Here is a 25,481-nt window from a genome sequence, read left to right on the forward strand (position 1 = left end):
AGTGCTAGAGCTGTTATAGATTATTGCAAGTCAATCTTTGAAAGCGTTCTTAGAATAAACCTGGTGATTAGGGTGAACTCTTTTCCCAATCACCAGAAGTAATGAATGAAACTTACTTCGCTGCTTTCACATTAAACTTTATCGATTCTTCTGTTTCAGAATCAAAAAAGTGAAGCTTAGTATTGTCGATGACTAATGTGATTTTCTCATCAATCTCGACTTCACGTTCACCGGTGCCTAAGGTGCCGACGAACATGTTCATTGGTGCAGCATCAAAAAATACATTGACGCTATCACCAAGGTACTCGACGTTCTTAGCCGTGGTTTCAAAACAAGAATCAGGGAACGCTTGTTCATATTTTTTACCTGAGCGGATCGAACTAGAACGTGCGCCTAAGAAAATTAATTTCCCGTCGTAGCCAGCACCATCGAGAATGATACGGTCAGAATCACATACCAAGATAGTGAATGCTGGGCAACTAAATTGACCATCTTTATATGTTCCTTCAATCAGGTTCATAGATGGCATACCAATAAAAGTGGCAACAAAACAGTTTTTAGGGTTAGTAAAAAGTTCTTTGGGGCTACCAATTTGCTGTACTTCCCCCATGGACATCAAAACGATACGGTCAGCCATGGTCATCGCTTCAACTTGGTCATGGGTTACATAAACAGTGATAGCGCCCTTTGCACGATGCATGCGCGATATTTCGGTTCGTGTTGTAGTACGTAGTTTTGCGTCTAAGTTACTTAATGGTTCATCCATTAAGTACAATTTAGGTGTACGTACCATTGCACGGCCTAATGCAACACGTTGACGTTGACCACCAGAAAGTTCTTTAGGTTTGCGTTCAAGGTATTGAGTTAGAAACAGATCTTTAGATATTGCATCAACCTGTTTCTTGGTTGTCTGGGCCGGATAATTACGCAGTTTTAAACCATAACCAATATTTTCACGTACCGACATATGTGGGTAAAGCGCATAGCTTTGGAAAACCATGGCAATGTCTCGATCTTTTGAACTGACATTGTTAACCACTTCTCCGTCTAGAATGAATTCACCCTCGGTAATATCTTCTAATCCTGCGATCATACGAAGCGTCGTTGACTTGCCACAGCCAGATGGCCCAACAAGTACGATAAATTCGCCTTCTTCAATGTCGAGATTGAAATCTTGTACAGAACAGTGGTCTGCATTAGGGTATTTTTTATTAATGTTTCTTAAAGAAATTTTACTCATTAGCCTTTTACTCCGCCTGACGTTAAGCCGCCAACAATATAATCTTGAAATTTATAGAAAACTAAAACAGGGGGGATTGCTGCTAACACTGCACCCGCTGCAAATACGTTATAATTTGAATCTTTGATATCGTTAATTAACCCCATTAAACCCACTGCCAGGGTTTTTGAATCACTACTCATGCTTGCGATAAGGAATTTTGGCATGATGATGTCGCCGATAGGGCCTAAGAAACAGAAGATGGCAATAACCACAATCATCGGTTTCACAAGTGGCAATAGTATCTCTGTAAAGATTTGCAGTTGAGTTGCACCATCAATCTTCGCCGATTCATCCAAATCACGTGGAATCGAGTCATAATAGCCCTTCATTAACAGGGTATTCATGGTGGTGCCACCCGCGGTGTAGATAAGCATCATAAAGATGTAGGTGTATAGCGTTGCATTCTCTGAGCTGTATATGCCGATCGAACTAGCCATCGCATAAAGCGCAATCAAGCCACTGCCTGATGGTACAATTTGAATCAGCAATAATGACATTAACGCCGTTTTACGTGACTGATAACGGTAACGCGAGTAAACAAAGCCCGATATCACCACAATAATCGTTGAAAGTATCATAGTGACGATCGAAAGAAGGAAGGTATTAAAGTACCAACTGCCGTACGCTGTGTTAGCAAATAATTGTTTGAAATTATCTGTCCAACTAAAATTCTCCGGGAAGAATGAAGTTGAATAGAGTGAATTACTGACATTAAAGGCACTCATGATGGTGATTAATATCGGATAAATAATCACGATCGCCATCGCAATAAGAAATACGTAACTCATAATGGTGCCCATGTTACGGGCAATAAAATTACGATTTAAGGATTTTGTTTTACTCATTACATGACCTCCTCATTTTTAAACGCACCTGCTTTAAGCCACGTATAAAGCACTATTGCACCTACGAAGGTACTCGCGATTAAGGTATAAACAGCGGCTTCGTTATACTTGGCATCCATCATCAAACGGAAACCCAGTGAAGAGATAGTATCCAGTGGTTTATACACTGCACCCACCGTTTGTACCGTGGCTTCACCTAACATATAAACAATGGTGACGTTGTTAAAGTTAAAGGTAAACTGGGTGATAAACACAGGGGCGACACTGATTAGTATCAATGGCAAGGTAATATCAAAGAAATTAGTCCACGCATTGCCACCATCAATACTGCTCGCTTCATAGAGATCATCAGGAATTGTTTGTAATACACCTGTCACTAAAATAAACACATAAGGGAAACCGAGCCATGCTTGGATGAGGATGATGGTTATCTTGGCATAGTCGGCATTAAGGAAGAAACCTATTGCTGTTGATACATCATATTCATTGCCCGTAAAGAAAGGGATAACCATGGTATTCATTCCACCTACTTTTGAGAAAAAGAGTTGGAATACTAAGATGGTTAAAAATGCAGGCACCGCCCAAGGTAAAATATAAACAGTGCGGAAAAACTTTTTCCCTCTGATATTTTTATTGTTTGCAACAACAGCTAGCACGGTACCTAATACAATTGTTAGGACTGAAGCACAGAAAGTCCATGTCATCGTCCAGGTTAAAGTATCCCAGAATCCAGAGGCTAATCGTTCATTAGTAAATAGGCGTTCAAAGTTAGAGAAGCCTTTCCACTCAAGTAAAAATGCGGGTGGTAGTATTGGACGTTTGTAGTTGGTAAACGCAACCGCTATTGACACAATCGCGGGCAAGAAAGAGAAGGCGAAGAGTAAAATAAATTTTGGTGCGGTAATAATATTAGGCACTATTTCGTGAGATAACCCACGGACTTTTTCGGTAAAGGTAATCGCAAAACCATTAATATCTATTTGACGTTTTACATCTTTGGCATCACGTGCAAAGCCATAGTGTAATGCGACAAATACTAATAGCATTATGGCACCGAGGGTTGAACCCACCATGATAAGAAAGGAGTCATCAACAAAGCGCTCCAAGCCAATAGTAATTTTTCCATTCGCTTGTTCGACTGCTAATAATCGGAAATTGGGCAGTATAAATTGGAAGTAAACTAGAATCTCTAAAGCGAGTAATGAGAACCCAAAGAGGGTTTCTCGCACACGACGCAGTAGCATATGGCCACTGCCGGGTATCACCATAGAAAGCCAGAAAATAAAACGTTGACTCATTTGTAACCTACTTTTAATGAATTATTATAAATTTTTGTTTAAGAAGGGATTTTGTTTTATTTTTTACACGATGGCCTGATTATTTGGACATCGTGTAATTAACATAAAAAGAATAAGGATTGGCTTCAAAATTACTTGATCTTTTGTTTTCAAAATAACCAGTCAGTTAAGGTTTTTTGAAAATAATTTAGTGCAAGTTATTTTGTAACGATTCCTAAGCGCAGTAATGGCAGCGCTTATTTCAGGCTACATTTCATCAATATCCATTTTGATATTGTCAACGGCAGCTTCTAATGCGCCTTTCACATCTTGGCCCTGTGCAATCTGAGCAAGGGCTGTTTTCATTGGGCCCCAAACTTTACCGAATTGAGGGATGTTTGGCATAGGTAACCCCGCATTCGTCGCATCAAAAATAGCTTTATGAATTGATCCGTCTTTATAATGAACCGCAAGATTCGGTGAAATTTCACGTGTCATTGCATACCATTTATTTGCATATTCAGGTGTTGCTGCAAATTTAAGGAAAGCACGAGCGCCTTCTTTATTGCTACTGTAACCATTAATCGCGATACCTTTTGTACCCGTTAATGCTTGGTATGGAGTACTGCCATCCCAGCTTGGAATAGGAGCCGCACCTACATTGATACCTGCTTTTTCAATATCTGCAATTGCCCATGGACCATTGATAACAGCGCTGATTTTACCTTCAGTGAAGTTTTTCATCATAATGTCGTAAGCAACGGTATCGTCTTGCATCAAGGTCCAATGTGTTACGCCACTGTGGTAAAGACTTTTTGCTGCAAAACCTGCTTTGATAGAGCCATCATTCGCTAAGCCAATATCTGTAGGGTTATTATCTTTAAAGATATAACCTTGGTTAGCCATAAATAGACCACCAGTGAAATAGAAATCAGTGAATTTTGCGGCCCAGTCTGCAGGTGCAAGTTCTTTTAATGTTTTTGGCACTGTTTTCAGTTTGTCTTTGTTATAAAGGAATAATGTTGTGTCAGTCGACATCGGCAACATGTAATTCTTACCATCGTAACTTGCCGATTTAGTTGATGTATTTGTATATCCTTTTATTTCAAAATTAATTGAGTCAACTAAATGTTGATTTGCTAAATCACCAATACGGTCATTAGGCACCATAAATAGATCCGCTATATTTCCTTTTTGCGTTGGTAATGCATCTAACAAGTCAAACATTTTTGCTGTCGTTACTTCAACTTTGAAATCTTTACCTTGATTGAATTTTGCCGCTAATTCAGTGAAGTAGGGAACATAGGCTTTTTCTACACCGACCATCACATTGTCTGCTGCCATTGCATTGTTTGCCAAAAAAAGTGCTGCAGAAACGGCCATCGTTATTTTCTTAATCATTTGAACTCCTGATAGGGATAAAGTGTTTAAAATAGTAAAAATACGTTTGTGGAAACAGTTCCCTGCCATCATTTACATCAAATGTGATGAGGCTTATTAACCATAAACGCTGTGCGCTTAAAAATTTCTCGTAACTATTGTTGATGATTGTTTGACTGAGATTAATTGGTCATCATGATATGCGAGAGATAAGGGCGGTTGAAATACGATTTACTGTGAATGGCCATAGATAAAATGCATTTCACTACGATAAAGTGTTAACTGCATCAATGATTTTTCTATATCACTCACCTCAATCGGATTAAAAAATGTGATGTTAATGAGAAAAAAATAGTGAACGTGAGATCTCTGTTCTTATTGCTAAAAAACAAACCTACTTTGATCACCTAACCCATAGCTTGACGTTAAGGCACACGGTGCTTATCGGTTATTTTAAGGAGGAGAATAGATTGAAAAAAACAATGCTTATCATTTATTATTTTTCTCACAATAGGGAGGGGGTATTCTATTAGCGCTATGAAATTATTCGCTAAGCTCTCCTTTTCAGATCGCTTATTGTAAACCTGCTGTGTAATTTAAAAGTATCGTAATACCTCCAAACCATTATAAATTCTCTTAAAAAGCAATTAGCTACTAGAGAGTTGAAGAGAAAGAGGGCTAAACAGGCAACCTGCTTTTTTAAAAGCACTGTTTAAGCGAAGTGACTTTGTGATTATTCTTTATGAAAGAAAACGTTTTGCAAAATTCTCTGTAAAACGGGTTACCAAATACCCCCTACAAAACGATCTTACAAAGTAATCGGACAAAACAAACAACAGGCGATAAATGAACTTAAAAAGGGTTAATCCGTTTGCTGTTTTCTAATATTTTCCTCGATACCTGTATATTTTTCATTTGATGTCATTGTTTTTAAGCGTGGTGCATCACTCCATATTTTTGATGACGCAATGAGATTGTTACTGATGTTTTTATTATCCACTGATTAAAAATGCAACGTTTATTAAATAAAGAGAACTTTGTCACGATATTTTAATGTACTTGTTTTTCTCAATACGGGCAGTGATATCAAAATCGCTGTCGGACTTCACGCTTTACCTATCTGGCATGCCTTTTATCTATGGGCATTGCGGGTAAATTGCATTTCCGGCTTCCTCGTGCACTGCATATCATAGCGACCAGTTAAGTTCAGTCAGCATATTTTTAGATTCAGCAGAGCAGAAATATTGACGACAAATTTAATAAAAATGGTATATGGATATTTGATGACAACGTAGTTTTATCTTTCAAAACAGCCTATTCAAAATACTATTTTGAATAGGCTTGTTTCAATTAAGGTGGGCCCATAACTAATGCTTGCTTCGTTGTCTTCGTCCAAAAGTATTTTTAAATCAAAAATAATAATTTAAAAAAGAAAAGGAATGAAACATGAAAATGAATAAATATAACTTATTAGCGATGGCCGTTTCTACTGCTTTATTTTCTGGTGCTGCCTTAGCAGAAACAGACGTTGCTTTGGATGTGATTACCGGTGGCGAAGCTGCACCTAAAGTAGAAAAAACGAATGGAACTGATGTTTTAAAAGATGGCTGGGAAGTACATGGTTACGCTTCTATGAACTTCCGTATGGTTGATGGTGAATCTATCGACACAGAATATGGAAAACGTGACTACAAAACGGCGGGTACTCACGGGAAAAGTACTAATCAGGTTGAATTTGTTCTTAAAAAACACACTGAACATGTCAATGGTGTTTGGTCAGACTTTATTGTCAGAACGGAATACGGTAATGGCAACTCTTATGCTTACTCATCACCTGGTAGCCAAAAAGACAATACTGATGCGCAACTTGAAGTCAAAGAAACCTTTGTTGAAATTGGTGGGTTATCGTACTTAGGTGAGGATACGTCAATTTGGGCTGGTCAGCGTTATTTTAACCGTTCTGCGGGTATTCTTTCCGGTGAGTTTTGGAAGCAATCATCTGGGCTAGGTGCTGGTATTCAATCTAAAATCGCGGGTAATACGGCTGGATTTGCCATTGTTACTGCCGATACAGATGGTGATATTAATAACGGTGTAAACACAGGAGAGCGAACCACATTGACCTCGTATGATCTTTATTATTACGGTGTGGATGCGGGTATTGGTAGTTTAGATTTTGATTTGAAATTTATGCAACAAGCGAATGTCGACGAAGATAGTGGTTTTGGTGCATCGGTTACATTGAACTCTAGTTATTACGGCTTAGATGGTTGGACTCAAACTGCCATTGCTTATGGTAAAGGAACCGCTCAAAACCGAGGTGTAAACTTTGGTAGTTGGTCTGGTGGTGATGATAACGCGGAATCTATTTTCTTCACTTCTTATGGTGTACTTAATATTTCTGAAAGATGGCAAATGGGTTCTGAATTCACTTATTTTGCTGCGTTAAATGAATTATTTACCGCTAAAGATCTAGTACGTTACATCGTCGCAGTTCGCCCTTCATACAAAGCTAACGAAAACCTACGTCTTGAGATGACAGCATCTTATGGTCATGAAGAAGGCGCAGAGGGTTATTGGGGTCGTACTGGTGATGACATTGAAAGTAATATTTTTAATGCAGAATTAGCGGCTGCATTTACTGTTAATGCAGATTACTTTGGACGTCCACAAATTAAGCCATACGTAAGCTATATTTCTGCCGATGATGAAGCAAGCGCACGTCAACTTGGCATTAAAGATGGAACGTCTGAAACTGTCATTGGTGTACACACTGAAATTTGGTTCTAATGGCTGAGGTTTAGTTTTAATTACCAACATGAATAAAGGTAGCAATTAAGCTACCTTTTACTTTTTTGATTAAATTGGAGAGTAACGATGAGCACTAAGACGGTATTTATCAGCTTATTTATAAGCATTTTCTTAAGCGCATGTACTTCGACAGAAACGATTAACCAACCCGTCGAGCCAATCTCTTCTGCGAAAGTCTGCTGTGATGATTTTTCTCAATTTAGATGGATACCACTTAGCACAACAGAAGACATCGATTTCCTATTAGATTCTGATTCACCTATCGGTCACTTCTCCGATGGTAACAGTTATTTTAATGCCTTTAAATTATCGGGTCGATCACAAAAAGTACAATTAAGCCTTTCTAGTTTAATGATTAACAGTTCGGTTGTCGCACCTAAGCTTATTACCCTTAATAAAGAATTTGAGATTGTTAGCAGTAGCGATTTAGAACAGTTTACAGTTAAAACATCGAGTGCTTTCTCTCGTACTCAATTTCAGTTGAATGTTGAATTAGACGCGACTAAAACGCCTTACTTTGTTATCTATTCTTCAGATTCTTATTTAGGGCAATCTATCAAAGTAAAACATCCAGCAAGAGTCAGAGCAGAAGAATTTGGCGAAGTCATGCCAATCGTCACCGATCCTATTTACACCTATGAACGTTTTGGACGATTAACGCTAGCATTAAAAACACTGTCATTACAGGCAAGTAAAATATCAGAAAAGTCAGTTCAAGTAGTAACAAAACCGGTGCAACCAGAAACGCAAAATTTTTATAAAACGGCGATTACCACAGCCATTAATAACAGTGATATTCAGAAAGCATTAAGTTTGCTAGAGGAAGCCAAAGGACTAGGAATAAAAGATGCCGAAAGTGCCTTTATTAAAGCCCTAGAAAATAGCAAAAAATAAATATAACGACTCAGGCCGTCGCCATTTTCGTTACTAAACTGCATTTTTTTCGCATTTTTATAAGCATAAGTGGCTGAATCCTGAGCATTTAAAATAGATATTCATACCAACAGCTCACTCTACCTATTAATAAATCTTCAGGAGAAAATCGTGGTTAAATGGAATACAGAGTTAAAACGAAATGTAAAAACGTGTATTGCGCTTGCAATAGCCGTCTCTTTATCAGCTTGTGTCAGCTCAGACTCATCCTCACCCGCTAAAAGCACCCTTGCTTATGCGTGTGATACAACAACTTCATCAGGCATTAATGATTTACGTATGTATCAAGTGATGGTCGAAAGTTTTGTAAATGGGGATGACAGTATTGGCCACGGTACCGGTTATGGAACGAGCCATCACAACGGTGATATACAAGGCATCATTGATTCGCTGGAGTATATTCAATCACTGGGAGTTAATGCGATTTGGCTAACGCCAATATTTGATTCTACTCCCGTTGAAGGGCAAGACCATTGGGCAGATAGGCTCGATGCAACGGGGTATTATGCAAGTAATTATTTTGCTATTGATCCTCGTTTTGGTTCAATGGAAAAGGCGAAAGAGTTAGTTGAAGAAGCGCATAAACGGGGTTTGTATGTGTTTTTTGATGGCGTATTTGGGCATCATAAAGATAATGTCAGCAATTCTCCTCAAGGAAACTCACCGCAGGGGAAAAGCAATCCGGTTAGCTATCCGGAGAGCATGGCATTCTATAAAGAAGTCGCAACATATTGGATAACCGAATTAAAAATTGATGGTTGGCGTTTAGATCAAGCATACCAAGTTCCTACCGATGCATGGGCAGAATTACGGAAAAGCGTAGACCAAGCTTCTAAAGCCGTGACCTATATAAATGCTGATGGGCAAACGGTTAACCCACTGGGTTATATGGTGGCGGAAATATGGAATAACGAAAACTATATCAATGAAACGGGTTATGGTTCAGCTGAAAATCCAGCATTATGTTCTGCTTTTGATTTTCCTGTTCGTTACAGAATTGTTGAAACGTTTGCTGTTAACGAAAATAGTAATGGCGGAAAAGGCGGTGAATGGCTCGATGAAGGTATGTCGTTACATAGCCTTTATCCCGCGCATGCAAAGCCTAATTTAATGTTAGGTAATCATGATTTGGTACGTTTTGGTGATTTGCTACAGCGTGGCAAGATTGCAGATATTGAAGACGACGAATATTGGCAACGCCATAAGGCTGCGTTATCTTTTCAAGCCGCTTACACGGGCCCTATTACCCTATATTACGGAGATGAAATTGGTGATCAGGTCGAGGGTTTTTCTGATAAAGAGGCCAATTCAAACTGTGCCGTTGAAGGGCTTTGTGATGATCACGTTGCTCGCTCAAGTGCCAAAATAGACGGCGTTACTACTGGGACGCTAACTGCGAACCAAGATGATCTTAAAATGTACGTGAGCAAGTTGATGAAATTGCGTGCAGAGCATCCTGCCTTATCACAAGGTAAGCGAATTAATGTGTTAGCTAACAGCGCGGTCTATGTTGATCACAAGCAGTCTGGCAGTGATATTTTGTTGTATCTGGTAAGCACACAATCACAATCCAACAACATCGAAATAAATGCTTCAGATGCCGGTTCAGAAGGAGATTTGATCGATTTAGTCAGTGGTGAATCTTTCTCAATCAACGCTGGAAAATATCAAATTCCATTAAACGGTTTTGAAGCTCGATTCTTAGCCGTTCAATCGCCATCGACAAGTGGTGCCACAGTAAAAAAAGTGGTATTGGCTGCCACTGGTAGCGGATTTATGGCCAGCTGTAGTAACCCTACTCTGGATGAAAGTGGTCCGATTAATAATACGCTATATGTTGTGGGTGATTTTGCAAACGCAAGCTGGAAGCATAAAGACAATCGATCTTTTGAATACAAAGGAGATAACGTTTACCAAGTTGTTGTTGACGAGAAAGCAGGTAGTTATCGGATGCAATACGCAAGTAAAGATTGGTCATCGCAATTTACTGCTGATGGTTTTTCGCTAAAACTAGGTGTCGAAAATGCATTAATAGCTGGTGGTTATGGAACCGATACGGCAGCCATGTTACCCGAGGTGGGTAAGTATGTTTGGAGTCTGCAATTTTCTGATGTTGGTTTGCCAGAAAAAATAATGGTATCTAAGTGCCAGTGATGATATTCAATCATTACTAGTCACTAATACTCAAAAGGAGTGTTGTTGATAGTATTTACAACGCTACTTTTAACTTAGTCTATCCACTATAAATTATACGCTAACCAGAAAATTAATAGCCCTAACCTCTACGCAGATTGTCGTGATCTATTGTTACCATCGTATTAATTACAGTGGGTTAGTTACTGATAGAAAGAGGATAATAATCGCTGTTGGTTATCAGTTCGAGTTATCTGCTACAGAAATAAATTCAATACTTATCATTTTCCAGCAGCTTTATTTTTCTCATCTTCCGATCCTTTAATCATTCTGTGTGTTTGAGTTGCTTGAAACTCCTTCGGGTTACTCCTATATTTAGAAAGTGCTTTTAACGCTAAAAATTATGCAGGGACGGAAAGGCTAAATCTAAATGATTCAATTAGATAGAAGGTGTTCTTTGAGTCGTAAAGGTTAATCGTGTGGTTGTACGCCTGTGCTTCAATTATTCAACAAGGAACTGAGTGAATGGTGGCTGAACAAAAAGAAGACTCCGCTTTATTAACTCCATTTGATGAGAAGTTACATGATTTGGAAATATATCTTGATACTGTTTTTAATAATACAGGAGACCCTATATTCGTAAAAGATGAAGAGTGCAGGTTGCTCCTTGTTAACGATGCCTTCTGTCATATTTTTGGCTTACCCAGAGATGAAATCATTGGTAAAACACTTGCGGAGAAAGTGCCTCTCAATGAAAGAGATCATTTTTTATCTGTCGATAGGCAAGTGCTTAAAGAGGGGAAGGAGGTGTTATGCGAAGAAACACTGACCATTGCTGGCGAGCAAACTAAAACAATTCTTACCAAAAAAAATCGATTCGTCGACCCCAAGGGTAACTATTTCCTGGTTGGCGTTATTCATGATATTAGCGAACGTAAGCGCACCGAAGAAAAACTTAAATTAGCAGCAGGTGTATTTTCTCATTCTCGAGAGGCGATTTCTATCACAGATGCGAGTGCCACGATTGTTGATGTGAATGATGCCTTTACTCGTATTACGGGCTTTAGCCGATCTGAAGCGATTGGGCAGAATCCTAGTTTCCAACAATCTGGGCGACAATCTGCCGGATTTTATCAAGCGATGTGGAAAGGCCTGCTCAAAAATGGTTATTGGTGTGGTGAAGTCTGGAATCGGCGTAAAAATGGCGAAGTATATGCGATGATGAAAACCATCAGTGCAATCTATGATGAACACGGCACCATTACGCATTATATTGCTTTAGGTCGTGATATTACCGCCATGAAAGAACACCAAGAAGAGTTAGAGCGCATTGCCCATTACGACATACTCACTAACTTACCTAATCGCTCATTGCTTGCCGATCGACTCTCTCAAGCGATGATGCAATGCCAACGTCGTCAACAATCACTGGCAGTGGTTTTCCTTGATTTAGATAGCTTTAAAAACATCAATGATACTTATGGGCATAGTGTCGGGGATGAATTGCTCATTGCATTTTCTACTCGTATGAAAGAAGCATTGCGTGAAGGGGATAGCTTAGCGCGTATTGGGGGTGATGAGTTTGTTGCTGTATTAGTTGATTTAGGCAGTATTGAAGAGTGCAAAGCGGTGTTAGACCGATTGTTATTAGCCTCCTCTCAAGCGGTTAAAGTGGGTGATGTGATATTGAATGTGACAGCTAGTATTGGTGTTACCCTTTATCCGCAAGACAATGTGGATGCAGATATGCTCATGCGCCATGCAGATCAAGCGATGTATAGAGCAAAAGAATTAGGTAAAAATCGCTACCAATTATTTAATAAGGCTCAAGATGATGCTGTGAAAGTACAGCGTGCCTCTCTCGCTGCTATTCGCTATGCATTAGATAATCATCAATTTGTGCTTTATTATCAGCCCAAAGTGAATATGCGCACAGGCGTTGTGGTGGGGGTCGAAGCACTGATTCGCTGGCAACATCCAATAGAGGGGTTATTAAGCCCAATCGAATTTTTACCTATTATTGAAAATAATCCCATGAGTATAGAGTTGGGGGAATGGGTGATTGACAGCGCGTTGACACAAATTGGCCAATGGAAAAAAATGGGTATTAATTTGTCGGTAAGCATCAGTGTGAACATTGCCGCTATTCAATTACAGCAACCTGATTTTACGCCTCGATTAATTGCATTATTAGATGCTCACCCTGATATTGAACCACACTATTTAGAGTTAGAAGTGCTAGAAACAAGTGCATTGGATGATGTAAATAATGTCTCAAAAACCATGGACGCTTGCATCGCATTGGGTATAAACTTTGCGTTAGATGATTTTGGTACGGGTTACTCATCTTTGACTTATTTACGACGCTTACCGGCTAATTTAATTAAAATTGATCAGAGCTTTGTGCGCGATATGCTTGATGATCCTGATGACTTAGCCATCGTGGAAGGGGTGATAGCATTAGCAAAATCATTCAAAAGAGAGGTAATTGCTGAAGGTGTTGAAACAATAGAACATGGCACTGCATTATTACAGCTAGGTTGTGAATTAGCACAAGGTTATGGTATTGCTAAGCCGATGGTAGCCAGTGAAATTCCCGCATGGATTGAGCACTGGAAGCCGGATGTTAATTGGCAAGTATGAGTGAAAAACACAGCGACTAGAGCCTCTGTGAAGCCCTATTAAAGCTGATTGATAGAAGTTAACTGAGCGCTTAATGATGTTAATTGTTTTTCACTAAAAAGCGCTTCACCCGAATTAGTGGCTCATGCTTTGCTTTGCATATTCTGCGTATTATTCTATTGATGAGTATTCCTAATTCTTTAAATGCTTCGGGTGTTGCCTCTTCTAATTCACAATCCTCCAATGGATTATGCGATAATAGAGGGCAGAAAAACCTGCATAATCAACTTACCTAAAATAACTTACCCAATATAATTTGAGCAAATATTATATTTGTCATTTTATGAAATTAAGAGAGCCAATTTTTTTATTAAAAATAAATTAGTAATAATATTATTGACCCTTATCGGCATGATGAGCGCGACTTGGGCGAATGCGACTGAAGCGCTTGTTGAATCCAATGATCATGAGCAACGCTATGTATATAGTGTGTATTATAAAAAATCTCAATTGGCAAGATGGTCCGAGAGTTACAACAAAAAAATCAACAAACCCAAGTGAATATGTTTGTTGATTTATCATTTTTAGCCATTGGTTTTGGTGGCAGTCAATCTTCCGATATTTATTGGGATGAAGCGTCACAGCGATTTATTACTCAGCGTTTTACACGAGAAAGCAAAGGTTTTAGTGATGTTAAAATGCAAGCAGAGTTTTCAGAAAAAGGTCATCGCTCTAGCATCGTTAATAATGGTGAAACCACTACGTTTAATAATGCTAAAGGTCCCATTGTTGATTTTAATGCGATCACACTGCAAATTAGTGAAGGATTAAAATTAGGAAAAGTCGATTTTGAATTTTTTATGCAAACTTCTGATGATATTGCCCATTACTTTTTTAAAGTCACAGGCAAAGATGTCATTAAAACTAAGTTTGGTGAATTTGAAGCTTTTCGTGTTGAACAAGTGAAGAAAAGTGATCGTAAATTTGTCGCATGGTTTGCGCCTGAGATTGAGTATCAACTGGTTAAATTTCACTATAAACGCAAAGTATTAGATATTCGTGGTGAATTGACTGAACACTCAATAACACATTTTTAACCGCTAATGCGTTGTTAATTTGGCTGCTGGGAATAACGAAACAGCAGCTGCTTTCCCCTTTGTTGGATAATGTGCGCTATCGCGAAGTCTCCCTTACAAAAACCTGCCTAAGGTCGGATCAAATTTTAAATCTGCGGTGGCGAGTTTTGTTTCTAATAAGCGTCGATCAATGGCATGCGTTTTGGTTAGATCATCGAGATCCCCACTAAAGTCATTACGTAATTTCATATTAATAATGCTCATCAACATCATAACTTCCATTGTTTCAAATTTTTCCAAGTACATTGTTACCCCTTAAATATGACTTGTTTTAAAAGTACCTGTTTATTTTTTAAATAAACCGCTTTTAATAGGCAACAAAAATAAATATTTATTGCGATTAGTTAGTATATGTATATGCTAATGATATCTATTATCATTTGCAAGTGGTGTTATGGCTAGTACATACTTTTTTAAAGCAGTTGGGCAGTGGCGTGGAAGAACAAATTCGCAATTTACCCTTAAATATAAAAGGGCACTGCTCCCGATTATACTAGTTGCTTTGCTCATTGCGGAGCCAACACGTGAAATTGCTATTAATACCTTAGCGGATGCTTTTTGGGCGGTGTCTGCCTATGTTGCATTTACATTGGCGATTTACCACTACCTGTCTTTATGGATGAATAAAGAGAGTAAAGTGGTTCGCCTGTACAATAGCTCGCGCAATTACCAAGTGTTTTTTGCTGCTTTGTTAGGTGCACTGCCTGGTTGTGGTGGTGCGATTATTGTTACCACTCAATTCATTAGTGGCAGGGTTGGATTCGGCGCTATTGTCGCGGTATTAACTTCAACAATGGGTGATGCCGCTTTCTTATTACTGGCGAGCATGCCAGAAGTGGGGTTTAGTCTTGTGGCGATGGGGATTGTGGTGGGAACATTATCAGGGCTAGTTGTTAATACTATTCACAAAGATGATTTTTTACGTCCAGCTGTAAAAGAAAAAATAACCGAGTTAGAAAGTAACAAAATCCTCACTTCCTTCGAAAAATCCGCGATTAATTTACAGGGTTATTTTTGGAAGCTACTGATCGTCCCTGCTATTATTATTGCTTCGTTAGGCTCATTTCAAATCGATATTAATGCGTTATTTAACTTACCGAACTTAAGTATTGAATGGATAGGTACGATATTAATTATTATCTGCATGATGTTATGGGCACTGACCAAAGAGATTGATGATTATAAATCGACGGTATCAGAAGATGAAAAATGCATCGAATCACATCCGTTACAAAAAGCCGCTCAAGATACTAATTTTGTCACTGCTTGGGTTATTGTTGCTTTTTTAGTGTTTGAATTGAGCACCGCATTAGCGGGTATTAATCTGGCGGATCTATTTTCAGGCTGGGGAGTTTGGATGCCGTTGGTGGGGTTAAGCGTGGGTTTATTACCGGGCTGTGGGCCACAAATTTTGATCACGAGTTTGTTTATTTCAGGCGCGGTGCCTATGTCGACTCAATTAGCGAATGCTATCTCTAATGATGGCGATGCGCTCTTCCCTGCTATTGCGTTGGCGCCACAAGCGGCACTTGTCGCGACGTTTTATTCCGCGGTGCCGGCTTTAATTGTTGGTTATGGTTATTATTGGTTATTTGAATTTTAAATGAGCATGCAGGGTTTAAATTTTGCTAAATTTTTCTCGACCCTGTACTTTTTAAGTCATTAAAAATTACATTTCAAGTGTGATAAACAAGGTTTCGTTCTTCACTTTTACCGACTTTAAAACAGATTTAGCTAATTGCTCTTTTAAATTATCATCTTTAAATCGATATACGGGATAAGCCGTCATCGCTTTTGAAAGTGTCATTTGCGCAATTTTTTTAATTTCAGGCATAAACTCTTCTGCTACATCATCAATGGTTAAACTCACAATCCTTGGGTTTCTTAAATTAAATTCACCTTCAGTGGCATCATAATCTAAGGTGCCATTAATCATTATTTTTCCCTTACCTTCCATTATGCCTGGCGCGTCAGCTTTAATATTTGCCAGTAAACTAATTTCATCGGTCTCTTTTAATAAATCAATGATGGGATTTGATATGCTGATGGTGACAAAATACTTTGTTCTTTCAATAGGCATAAACGCGGAGACTTCTGCTTGTATCTCTTGTTCTGTTATCTCTTGTACATATTCTAATGCGTGGGTCATTTGGCTAATTGCGACTAATACAGTAAAAATTAATGTGCGAAACATGGTTTTCCTTAGGGCTAAAAATAGAGGGCAAACGCTGATTTATAATGAATAGATTATACTAATACCAATTACAATAAATAGCTGATCTATTTGGCTAGTTAAAATAACTTACTTTTACGTTGTAATGTTCGTAATGGGTATAAGCGCTTATATGGGTCATTATTGATCTGTTTTCTCAGCAAAATGATTTTTAATCTGCCTTCCCCAAAACCATCGCTGAGAATATTCGAGAACAAAGCAATTTGATGTCTCATCCTCCATGAAAAGTAACTATGCTAAAAGTAGTATTATATTTATCACCTTTTTTATTAAGGTCTTGTGGTTAGCCGCCGATACAAGAGCTTATAAATACATAATGAGGTTGAAATATGCATAAAATTTTAAATATATTAATCTTAGCTTTTCTTTTTCAGCCCGCTCTCGGGTTCGCTAAGGCTTCTGTACTCTTGCTTAGTCCCGGTAAAACGAATGAAAGTTTTTGGAAAGATGTTGATACCTTCGCTAATGCGGCGGCGACACGTCTTAATTTAGATTTTAATGTTTTCCATGCTGAACGTAACAATTATTTAATAATAAAAGAAGTTGAGCGATTAATTGAAGATGAAGAGTTACCTGATTATCTATTAGTCGTAAATGAAAAAAAATATTACCTAAGCTACTGACTTTATTAGAAGGCCATAAGGTTTATCTTTTAGTTATTTTAAACGACTTGAATGCAGAGCAAAAAGCACAGCGATTAAAGAGCAAGCATTGGAAAAAATACCTATTAAGTAGCCTGATTCCCGATAACTATTGGGTAGGACAGCAAACCGCCAAGGCGCTACTCGAAGCAGGTAATCATCAAGCGGGTGACGTGATGATGATCTCTGGGGATAAAACTACTCCTGCATCGAAACAACGACAAGCGGGTGCGACAGATTATTTTAATTCTAAAGTTCACATAAACCTTAAATATGAACTTTATGCAGACTGGAACCAAGCACTTAGTTACCAAAAATCACATGTACTGATTGGTCGCTCAAAGAATCTGAAATATATTTGGACTGCAAATGACCTGATGGCATTTGGTAGTATAGAGGCATTAAAAGAGCTCGCGCTAAAAAAACCCAAAGAAATTAGTGTATTAGGTGCGGGCATTTTACGTCTGCGGGGTGGGCGTTAGTCATGATCAATAGCCATAATAAAGGGCAAACATTGCCACAAACATCATTAGATCCACTCTTTCAGTTAATTGAGCCCAATACTGATTTTTACCGCTGTTTAGTGACTAAAAATTGGGATGCATTGCCCTTTGAAAAAATTCAGCCTGACGCGCAGGGCGACTATAAATTTAAAATAAATGCGCATCAGCTCAATAAATAATAACTGACCAAACTTTGATGGACCCCGAAATACATATTATATTTCGGGGCCATCACATATGATTATTCTCTGTTTATTGATCCGCGTATGCACTGTTTCGAAAAATGAACGCCCGCTATTCTGGTAGTTTTTTATCTTTTTTCCACCATAAATCATAGAGTGACAATAAACACATTAGTACCAGTGCCGTTATCTCCAAGGCGCCAGATCCTGCAATAACATAAGCAAATACAGATGAAAATTTTGCCATCCACCAAGCACTGATATCTAACCATAACATTGACCAAGCGGTGCAGATTAACACTGTCTTAGGCATTGAAGGGAAGCTACTCAGGCTGAATATACCTGTGACTAATACCATCACTACAGCGATGCCAAGTAGGTGAATATGTGCACTTTTAGCCATATGTACCCATGAGTAACCTTTTTCGGTATAAGTGAGTAAATCGTCATAATTATTAAGTGGCATGGAAGGAATTGCACCGGTCATGGTTGAGGTTCTGCTGTGGCATTTTTGGCAATCGGCTTCAATAATATACATCACTTCATCGTTGAAATAATCATTATCGGGAGCGCCATCTTTTACCCATTTTTCAACTACGCCGATATCTTCATCTACAGTAACATGTTGATACATTGAACTTTTCATTGCACCCACTAATAATGATTCACTGTATTTTGCTTTTACCTTATCGATTTCAGGAATATTAAAACCACTATTACTACTCGAATACAGTAATCCGATTAAGGTGGCGGCACTGAGTAAGCCAAGCATAATGGTCATTAAAAACCCAGAAAGCCCTAACTTGCTATGAAAACTAAGTCCATTTAAACGCATCGTTCACCTCCACACTAAATCGGAAAAATGACCCGCAATGACAGCGGGTCGATGGTTTTATTTGAAGCTTAACGCGAGAGATCCATCATGATAAACATGATTTATTTGGGAGTTATCAAAAACAGAAATCGCGAAAGGATAGATTTTAGATAAGTCTGTAAACTGCACATCTTGGCTATTAGCTTTATCCCCAGTGGTCACTAGTTTACGTTTTATCTCAATGGTCCATACGCCATTTTCCCAGTTACCTTTTGCCCAAATATCTCCCCTTGAGCCAGTAAAAACCTCAGACATAATGCCTGGGATTAAATCACCGCTTTTAAAGGTATCCACAAAAGGTGTTTTTTGAGAAGGCACAATAGTAAAGTCATTCAGGCCATCTTGTGTGCGGTTCATAAATGCCGGGCCTGATTTATCTTTATTAGTATTATTGACGTATCCACCGCCGGTTTTACTGTCACCATGACGGCCCCAGTTTTTATTAACCGCGGGGTCTTTAACATGATCAACAAATTGATCATCAATGATACCCAGTGGATTCATGCGCACACTTTTCCAGTGCCACATATCGAGTGTTTCCCCCGCTCTGCGTGTATATTTTCGGCCAGCCGTTTTCCCTTTTTGATCGATTCCGTTAATTTTTCCGTCATCATTCACTAAGTGACAAGCAACCGCACAGCCCTTTTTAGCAAAGCCCGGTGCTTTTATGTCCCAGAAGAAGGCAAACTTGTCTTCGTAATAGTTATTTGAATGGCCAGTTTGATCTTTATCTTTTAACTGTTTCCATTGACCGTCGGATTGTTTTTGCCAAGGAAAGCGTTGTAGGCTTTTGGTGGGGTCTGAATACTGTACGAGGAAGTAGATATGTTCATTATCGTATAACGATTTCAAGCTCACTTGTGTTTCTTTTATGCCTGAATAGTTATTTGCTTGGTAGGGAAGTTTATCTACTTTGACTTGTAACGCGGAGGCTTTCTGCCAAAGAGGTTCTGCGACTCCATCTAATATAACGGTACTGTCTATTTTGATGCTGCTAAGAGTGTTTTCGGCTGCTTGTAAATTTCCATTAAGAGAACTTCCGAGCAAAATAACCGAGGCGATAAATAACTTTTTGTGTGTTGTTTCAAACATGAGATATCTCCTTTTTTACAAAATAAAGATAACGGCAAAGCAAAACAAATTTTTAAAGGTTTTGATAATGTCTTTTTGTGCATTTATCATTTTTAAAATGAAAACGACGGTTTGCTCTAACCATGCTAATAAACTGTTTTTTCAAGGAATAATTTTTACTGAATAAGATTGTTTTTTAGAAATTGATTTATATCAATAAAAACCATTAAAAAAAAGTGGCTACTTACTGTTTTACTATAGCTCAAAAATATTTATTGGGTATTTTTGAAGATGATTTTTAAGCTGGGGATATTTATGGGCACGATTAGCGCGAGAGGGTTAAATAAATTAATCGCTCAACAGCGACAACTTACACTTTGAATCAAGCCGTTTGCCACCATAAAACTTAGATCGCAGACTTAGCTTTATTTTTATTATGTACAAAAAAAACCTTATCTAGATAGGGTAATTTCCCGCTTGAATTAGCGTATTCATTGGGCTTAACTACTGATGAAGAAAAACCATTTAGCTGAAATTAGTATTAATAAAGCTTATCTTTAAGATATATAGCGACCATGACAAAACAGCTATTTTAGTTTGCCTTTTACGACCCTATTAATGAAGTCAATATTGAAACTGTGCAAGTGGTAACCAATGCTTTATTGCTATTCTAATCCCATTAAATAAGCATTATAAAGTAAAATGGTCATGCTGTTTTTAACATATTAGCTACTTATATGAAACATCACTAAAATTACGCATGAACAGGGTTTTTCTTCTCTTAAATAATGCATGCTAGGTACATCTATTTTATTGTTCAGTGAGGTCATTCGACTGAGCAAAGAATTTAATTAATAAATACATATCATTAACCTAGTCATTCTATCGAAGGTAAAAATCATGCACACACAACACAATATTATTATCGCAGGATCAACTGGGTTAATTGGTGCTTTGCTGGTTGATGAAGCATTAAAGCATGATCAGATAGGCAGTGTAGTGAGTTTAAGTCGCCATGCGCTTAAGCAAAACCTAACCGACTCAAGCAATAAGCTGGTTCAAATTATCAGTCCAGACTTACATATAGATGAAAAACGATTAACATCAGGTAGACCGACTATTGGCTTTATTACCTTAGGCTCAACGAAGAAAAAAGCGGGCAGTAACAGTGCGTTAAAAGCGGTTGATGTCACCTTAGTGGTGAACGTTGCACACGCGATGAAACAAGCGGGCATTAAATCGATTTATGTTGTGTCATGTATTGGCGCTTCAGAGACCGCTTTGTCTCATTATTTGCAGTGCAAAGGTGAGATGGAAAGGTTAGTAGAAGCCATTGGTTTTGAGCAGATTGTATTTATACAACCCGGTCCCCTTGCAGGAAAGCGTGAATTACAACGCCTTGATGAACGCTTATTACAAGGCATGATGTTATTGCTTAGTCCGATTATGAAAGGTCGGTTATTAAATTATAAACCAATCGAAGCAGAGCTTGTTGCGCAAACGATGTTACATTTAGCGCTTAAAAAGCACGGTAACAATGCGATTAAAAGAGTCAGCTCACAGGCAATGTTTACATTACAATCAAGCTTATAAGTAGCGTAATGGAGGTTAGGTTTAGTGACTTACAAGCTTTACGAAAAGAAATTTAAGCTATACAAAATGGAAATGCCTAAGCTATAGGTAATCAACGAGCCAGCGGTGGTGATGGCAATAATGTTTGCGGCCAAATTAGCATTACCACCCATTGAACGGGCCATTACATAGCTTGCTGCTGCCGTAGGTGCTGCTGTCATAAAGAATAACAAGCCTAATTCCAATCGGCTAAATCCCCATAAATAAGCGCCGCCAGTGATCAATGTTGGTGCGAGTAATAATTTAAAAAAGCTCGCAAACCATGCGTCTAACCCTTTATGACCTAACTCTCTTAAATTCAATGTCGCACCTGTACACAGTAGCGCTAAAGGTAAGGTCATATTGGCAAAATATTGGCCGCTATCTAAGAGTACAGTGGGTACTTTTATATCTAGAATTAAAAGTAAAACACCGAGCGTAATGCCGATAATTAATGGATTTTTAGCAATGGACCTAGTGACGTCTTTTAAGCCCTGCAAGCCTAATTTTGACTGTGTGGAGGTTAAACAGATCACCGCTAATATATTATAAAGAATGGTCGTGCTTGCCACATAAACTGCGGCTAGGGCAACACCAGCATCACCATAAACATTAGCCACATAAGCAAGGCCGATAATGGCCGTATTCGCGCGGAATCCCCCTTGAATAATCACGCCATGATCTTGTTTTTCTTTAATAAATAGTTTGCATGAGAAGGTGGTCAGTAGAAAGAAGGATAAATTAGCCATTAACCCATACGCGATATAAAGCGGGTTTATTTCAACGGATTGATCGGCATTTACAATGCTTAAAAATAACAGCGCAGGTAGGGTTACTTGAAAAACCAGCTTTGATGCATTATCTACAAAGGCATCATTAATCAGTTTGATACGTTTTAAAAACCAGCCTAAAAATAGCAAGATACAGATAGGACCTGTCACAGAAAATGAGAATAAAAGAGATTGCCAAAACATGGACGATTCCTATGTAACCCCTAAGTAAGCAGAGTTAGGATGAATAAAAAATGAGTGAATAGTAGGCTATTCTGGACTAATTTAACGCAGATAGGTGAAAAATGGCAGTATTGCTTAATATGGTTTTTATTAATGGTTAGAATTACTTTCAAGCAGAGCACACTGCTTGAAAGTAACTATTTTTGTCGATAAGGCTACCGCTAAAATTAGCGTATTACATTTAGTTTTCTGAGCGAGGTGAATGTTCCTGCATCATATCTTGTACGGTAGAAACCATGTTTTTACTGCCACAAAAAAACGGTATGCGTTGATGTAATGTGTTGGGTTTGAGCGCCATAATACGTTGGAAGCCATCACTCGCGGTGCCGCCTGCTTGTTCCATTATAAATGCCATCGGATTACATTCGTACAGTAGTCGTAGTTTCCCCTGTGGTGCTGAGGCGGTAGACGGGTAGATATAAATACCGCCTTTTAATAAATTACGGTGAAAATCAGAAACTAAAGAGCCGATATAACGTGAGGTATAAGGACGGTTAGTATCATTGTCTATCGCTTGGCAATATTTTAAATATTTTTTAACACCTTCAGGAAAGGTTAAATAATTACCTTCATTGATAGAATAAATTTGGCCATCAGTAGGGATTTTAATATTTTCATGGGAAAGATAAAACACACCAAGTGACGGGTCACAGGTAAAGCCATGCACACCATTACCTGTGGTATAAACGAGCATGGTAGAAGAACCATAAATAATATAACCGGCAGCAACTTGGGTAACACCGGGTTGTAAGAAATCTTCTAAAACAACAGGTTCGCCAACAGGGCTAATACGTTTGTAAATTGAGAAAATAGTACCAATAGAAACATTTACATCGATATTTGATGAGCCATCAAGCGGGTCCATTAAAACAATATATTTACTGTTCAGACTACGTTTGTCATCAAAGGTTATAAAATTTTCTTCCTCTTCCGATGCAATACCACACACTTCACCACGTGCTTCTAATGCGGCTTTGAAAACATCGTTGGCGTACAAATCCATTTTTTGTTGGCTTTCACCTTGGATATTTTCAAGACCTGTGGTGCCAATAATATCGGCAATGCCCGCTTTATTGATTTCTCGATTAACGACCTTGGCGGCTAAACGAATCGCCCCGAGTAAAAGAGTTAACTCACCGGATGCTTCAGGAAAGTCGTGTTGCTTTGCAATAATGTATTCGCCTAGAGTGATCATTGATGTGCCTGTATAAAAGCAGGGCAACCAAGGCGCCTGCTGTGGTTAAGTTATTGCACCCTATCAATTTAAGGTGCCCCAAAAATACTTATGCGTTCATGTTGTCGATTCAATGTGCTTGTTTGGCTTTTTTAACTGACTTGGGCGATGCTGATATTTCTGTAATTTTTAACATAAAGATCCACACTTGCCTGTTGCTCTTGGTTTAAATAGAGCCCTAATTTTGTTCTGCGCCAAAGGATATCTTGTGCATTTTTAGCAAATTCATGATCAATAAAATAATCGATTTCACGGCTATATAAACCACTGCCAAAATGCGTGCCAAAGGAAAATTCTGACTCATATCCTTCAAATAAGCGCCAAGCTAATGTGCCAAATTGGCTGACATAACGGTGCGCGGTTTTAATCGCTAACCAACCATTCTGCGCAACTAAATTTTTTGCTAACTGTTGAGGCGAGTAATTAAAGTTACCTCCAGGTAGCGCAGTATTGGCTGTCCAAGTATCACTCAAGCCTTCAAAATAAGGTTTAATTAATGCCATCGCTGAGTCTGAACGTTTTCGATAAGTTGTTAATTTTCCACCAAAAACACAAAGTAGGGGAGCTTGATGACCTTGTTGTTCCAAGGTGAGCGTGTAATCGCGTGTTACTGCATGAGGTGGCTCGGATTTCTCGTCGCATAACGGGCGTACCCCTGCGAATATGCTGACCACATCTTCTTTTTTGAGCTGCTTTATAAAGTGTTGGTTTACCACGCTAAGCAAGTAATCGATTTCATTATTAGAGATAGTGGCTTGATGCGGGTCGCCGACATATTCACTATCGGTGGTGCCCACAATAGAAAAGTCATTCATATAGGGGATAACAAACACAACGCGATTATCTTTATTCTGTAACAGGTAGGCTTGTTCTTTATTGTGCAGGCGTGGCACAACAATATGCGACCCTTTCACTAAACGGATATTATTAGCACTGTTGTCGGCTTGGCTATGATTAAAAAATTGTTTTATGTATAACCAATCTTCAGTGTTTTCGACTTCATCGGGTTGGTTATCTTCAAAAAAGGGTTTGGTCCAAGGTGCGGTTGCATTAACTAAGGCACGTGCTTTACGCTGAAAACGCAGATTAGTTTGGGTATTAAGAATAGTCACGACCCATAAACCATTCTGTCTTTGTGCTTTTACGACTCTGCTGTAATTTTTAACTTCAGCGCCGTTGGTTTTTGCAGAGATAGCATTAAGCAAAACCAATCGTTCTTCATCAACCCAGCAGTCTGAATATTCAAAACCTTTGGTGATCTCTTTTTTTAACAAACCAGAGCTAGTTAAATTAACTTGCTGGCTTGACGATAAGGTTGTGTGTTTACCTAAGTGGTCATATAAAAATAAACCACTACGAATTAACCAAGCAGGGCGTAAAAATTCACTATGAGGTAAACGAAAGCGCATCGGTTTAACAATATGAGGCGAATTTTTTAATAATGTTTCGCGTTCAGAAAGCGCTTCAGCCAATAAGCGAAATTCATAATGCTCTAAGTGATGTAAACCGCCATGCATTAATGTTGAACTTGCAGAAGAGGTTTCCGAGGCAAAGTCCGCTGCGTCGTATAAACCCACCATCAGACCTCTGCCAGCCGCATCGGCAGCAATCGCGCTGCCATTGATACCCCCACCGACAACAATAAGATCTAAAATGGTGTTGTTTTTTTGTGTTTCACTATACATATTAAATGGGCCTAT

General features: G+C 38.6%; 21 protein-coding genes. 10 read left to right on the forward strand and 11 right to left on the reverse strand.

Annotated features, from left to right (window positions below):
- Positions 1-112: 112 nt before the first annotated feature.
- The 4 genes from CXF74_RS22785 to CXF74_RS02395 all read right to left on the reverse strand — a co-directional run bounded on the left by CXF74_RS22785 (position 113) and on the right by CXF74_RS02395 (position 4,805).
- Positions 113-1,240 (reverse strand): ABC transporter ATP-binding protein, encoded by a 1,128-nt coding sequence (locus tag CXF74_RS22785; RefSeq protein WP_101080799.1) that lies wholly within the window; start codon positions 1,238-1,240, stop codon positions 113-115.
- On the reverse strand, positions 1,240-2,127 hold the full coding sequence (locus tag CXF74_RS02385; protein WP_101080800.1) for a sugar ABC transporter permease: 888 nt from the start codon (positions 2,125-2,127) through the stop codon (positions 1,240-1,242). The genes CXF74_RS22785 and CXF74_RS02385 overlap by 1 nt, the downstream gene beginning before the upstream one ends.
- Positions 2,127-3,425, reverse strand: a complete 1,299-nt coding sequence (locus tag CXF74_RS02390; protein WP_101080801.1) for a carbohydrate ABC transporter permease — start codon at positions 3,423-3,425, stop codon at positions 2,127-2,129. The genes CXF74_RS02385 and CXF74_RS02390 overlap by 1 nt, the downstream gene beginning before the upstream one ends.
- Before the next feature lie 246 nt (positions 3,426-3,671).
- Positions 3,672-4,805: a sugar ABC transporter substrate-binding protein gene (locus CXF74_RS02395; protein ID WP_101080802.1), complete on the reverse strand. Its 1,134-nt coding sequence runs from the start codon at positions 4,803-4,805 to the stop codon at positions 3,672-3,674.
- Positions 4,806-6,230: 1,425 nt separating this feature from the next.
- On the opposite strand from CXF74_RS02395, the gene CXF74_RS02400 reads away from it, so the two are divergent.
- From CXF74_RS02400 to CXF74_RS02420, 5 genes are all read left to right on the forward strand, one after another.
- On the forward strand, positions 6,231-7,574 hold the full coding sequence (locus CXF74_RS02400) for a carbohydrate porin (protein ID WP_101080803.1): 1,344 nt from the start codon (positions 6,231-6,233) through the stop codon (positions 7,572-7,574).
- Between the two features lie 87 nt (positions 7,575-7,661).
- Positions 7,662-8,489 carry a MalM family protein gene (locus CXF74_RS02405; protein ID WP_101080804.1) on the forward strand — a complete coding sequence of 276 codons (828 nt, stop codon included), beginning with the start codon at positions 7,662-7,664 and terminating at the stop codon, positions 8,487-8,489.
- A gap of 150 nt (positions 8,490-8,639) precedes the next feature.
- Positions 8,640-10,682: an alpha-amylase family glycosyl hydrolase gene (locus CXF74_RS02410; protein WP_198552753.1), complete on the forward strand. Its 2,043-nt coding sequence runs from the start codon at positions 8,640-8,642 to the stop codon at positions 10,680-10,682.
- 504 nt (positions 10,683-11,186) lie between these two features.
- On the forward strand, positions 11,187-13,304 hold the full coding sequence (locus CXF74_RS02415) for a sensor domain-containing protein (RefSeq protein ID WP_101080806.1): 2,118 nt from the start codon (positions 11,187-11,189) through the stop codon (positions 13,302-13,304).
- Between the two features lie 497 nt (positions 13,305-13,801).
- Positions 13,802-14,380, forward strand: a complete 579-nt coding sequence (locus tag CXF74_RS02420; protein WP_232772414.1) for a DUF3108 domain-containing protein — start codon at positions 13,802-13,804, stop codon at positions 14,378-14,380.
- A 93-nt stretch (positions 14,381-14,473) separates the two neighbouring features.
- On the opposite strand, the gene CXF74_RS02425 is transcribed toward CXF74_RS02420, so the two are convergent.
- A complete protein-coding gene (locus CXF74_RS02425) occupies positions 14,474-14,665 on the reverse strand; it encodes a DUF4250 domain-containing protein (protein WP_101080807.1) in 192 nt (63 codons plus the stop codon).
- Between the two features lie 148 nt (positions 14,666-14,813).
- On the opposite strand from CXF74_RS02425, the gene CXF74_RS02430 reads away from it, so the two are divergent.
- The gene (locus CXF74_RS02430; protein ID WP_101080808.1) at positions 14,814-16,022 is read left to right on the forward strand and encodes a putative manganese transporter; all 1,209 of its coding nucleotides are present in this window, start codon (positions 14,814-14,816) and stop codon (positions 16,020-16,022) included.
- 66 nt (positions 16,023-16,088) lie between these two features.
- On the opposite strand, the gene CXF74_RS02435 is transcribed toward CXF74_RS02430, so the two are convergent.
- A complete protein-coding gene (locus tag CXF74_RS02435) occupies positions 16,089-16,613 on the reverse strand; it encodes a DUF1439 domain-containing protein (protein ID WP_101080809.1) in 525 nt (174 codons plus the stop codon).
- A gap of 368 nt (positions 16,614-16,981) precedes the next feature.
- Here CXF74_RS02435 and CXF74_RS22375 point away from each other — a divergent pair, with 368 nt between their 5' ends.
- From CXF74_RS22375 to CXF74_RS22385, 3 genes are read left to right on the forward strand one after another with little or no spacing between them, the layout of a single operon-like run.
- Positions 16,982-17,275, forward strand: a complete 294-nt coding sequence (locus tag CXF74_RS22375; RefSeq protein WP_232772415.1) for a hypothetical protein — start codon at positions 16,982-16,984, stop codon at positions 17,273-17,275.
- 47 nt (positions 17,276-17,322) lie between these two features.
- Entirely contained in the window at positions 17,323-17,775 is a 453-nt protein-coding gene (locus CXF74_RS22380; RefSeq protein WP_232772416.1) for a substrate-binding domain-containing protein, read from the forward strand.
- Positions 17,776-17,777: 2 nt separating this feature from the next.
- The gene (locus CXF74_RS22385; RefSeq protein ID WP_232772417.1) at positions 17,778-17,975 is read left to right on the forward strand and encodes a hypothetical protein; all 198 of its coding nucleotides are present in this window, start codon (positions 17,778-17,780) and stop codon (positions 17,973-17,975) included.
- A 115-nt stretch (positions 17,976-18,090) separates the two neighbouring features.
- Here the strand turns inward: CXF74_RS22385 and CXF74_RS02445 are convergent, their stop codons facing one another.
- The gene (locus CXF74_RS02445) at positions 18,091-18,813 is read right to left on the reverse strand and encodes a hypothetical protein (protein WP_101080810.1); all 723 of its coding nucleotides are present in this window, start codon (positions 18,811-18,813) and stop codon (positions 18,091-18,093) included.
- Between the two features lie 57 nt (positions 18,814-18,870).
- Positions 18,871-19,944, reverse strand: a complete 1,074-nt coding sequence (locus tag CXF74_RS02450; protein WP_101080811.1) for an ethylbenzene dehydrogenase-related protein — start codon at positions 19,942-19,944, stop codon at positions 18,871-18,873.
- Positions 19,945-20,823: 879 nt separating this feature from the next.
- Between CXF74_RS02450 and CXF74_RS02455 the strand changes: the two genes are divergently transcribed.
- Entirely contained in the window at positions 20,824-21,516 is a 693-nt protein-coding gene (locus CXF74_RS02455) for an NAD(P)H-binding protein (protein WP_101080812.1), read from the forward strand.
- Positions 21,517-21,554: 38 nt separating this feature from the next.
- Here CXF74_RS02455 and CXF74_RS02460 read toward each other — a convergent pair whose 3' ends face one another.
- From CXF74_RS02460 to glpD, 3 genes are all read right to left on the reverse strand, one after another.
- A complete protein-coding gene (locus CXF74_RS02460) occupies positions 21,555-22,508 on the reverse strand; it encodes an AEC family transporter (protein WP_101080813.1) in 954 nt (317 codons plus the stop codon).
- A gap of 220 nt (positions 22,509-22,728) precedes the next feature.
- Positions 22,729-23,742, reverse strand: a complete 1,014-nt coding sequence (gene fbp, locus CXF74_RS02465) for a class 1 fructose-bisphosphatase (protein ID WP_101080814.1) — start codon at positions 23,740-23,742, stop codon at positions 22,729-22,731.
- A 131-nt stretch (positions 23,743-23,873) separates the two neighbouring features.
- A complete protein-coding gene (gene glpD / locus CXF74_RS02470) occupies positions 23,874-25,466 on the reverse strand; it encodes a glycerol-3-phosphate dehydrogenase (RefSeq protein ID WP_101080815.1) in 1,593 nt (530 codons plus the stop codon).
- Positions 25,467-25,481 lie beyond the last annotated feature (15 nt).

Origin of the sequence: Psychromonas sp. Urea-02u-13 (assembly GCF_002835995.1) — a bacterium.
Taxonomy (GTDB): Bacteria; Pseudomonadota; Gammaproteobacteria; order Enterobacterales; family Psychromonadaceae; genus Psychromonas.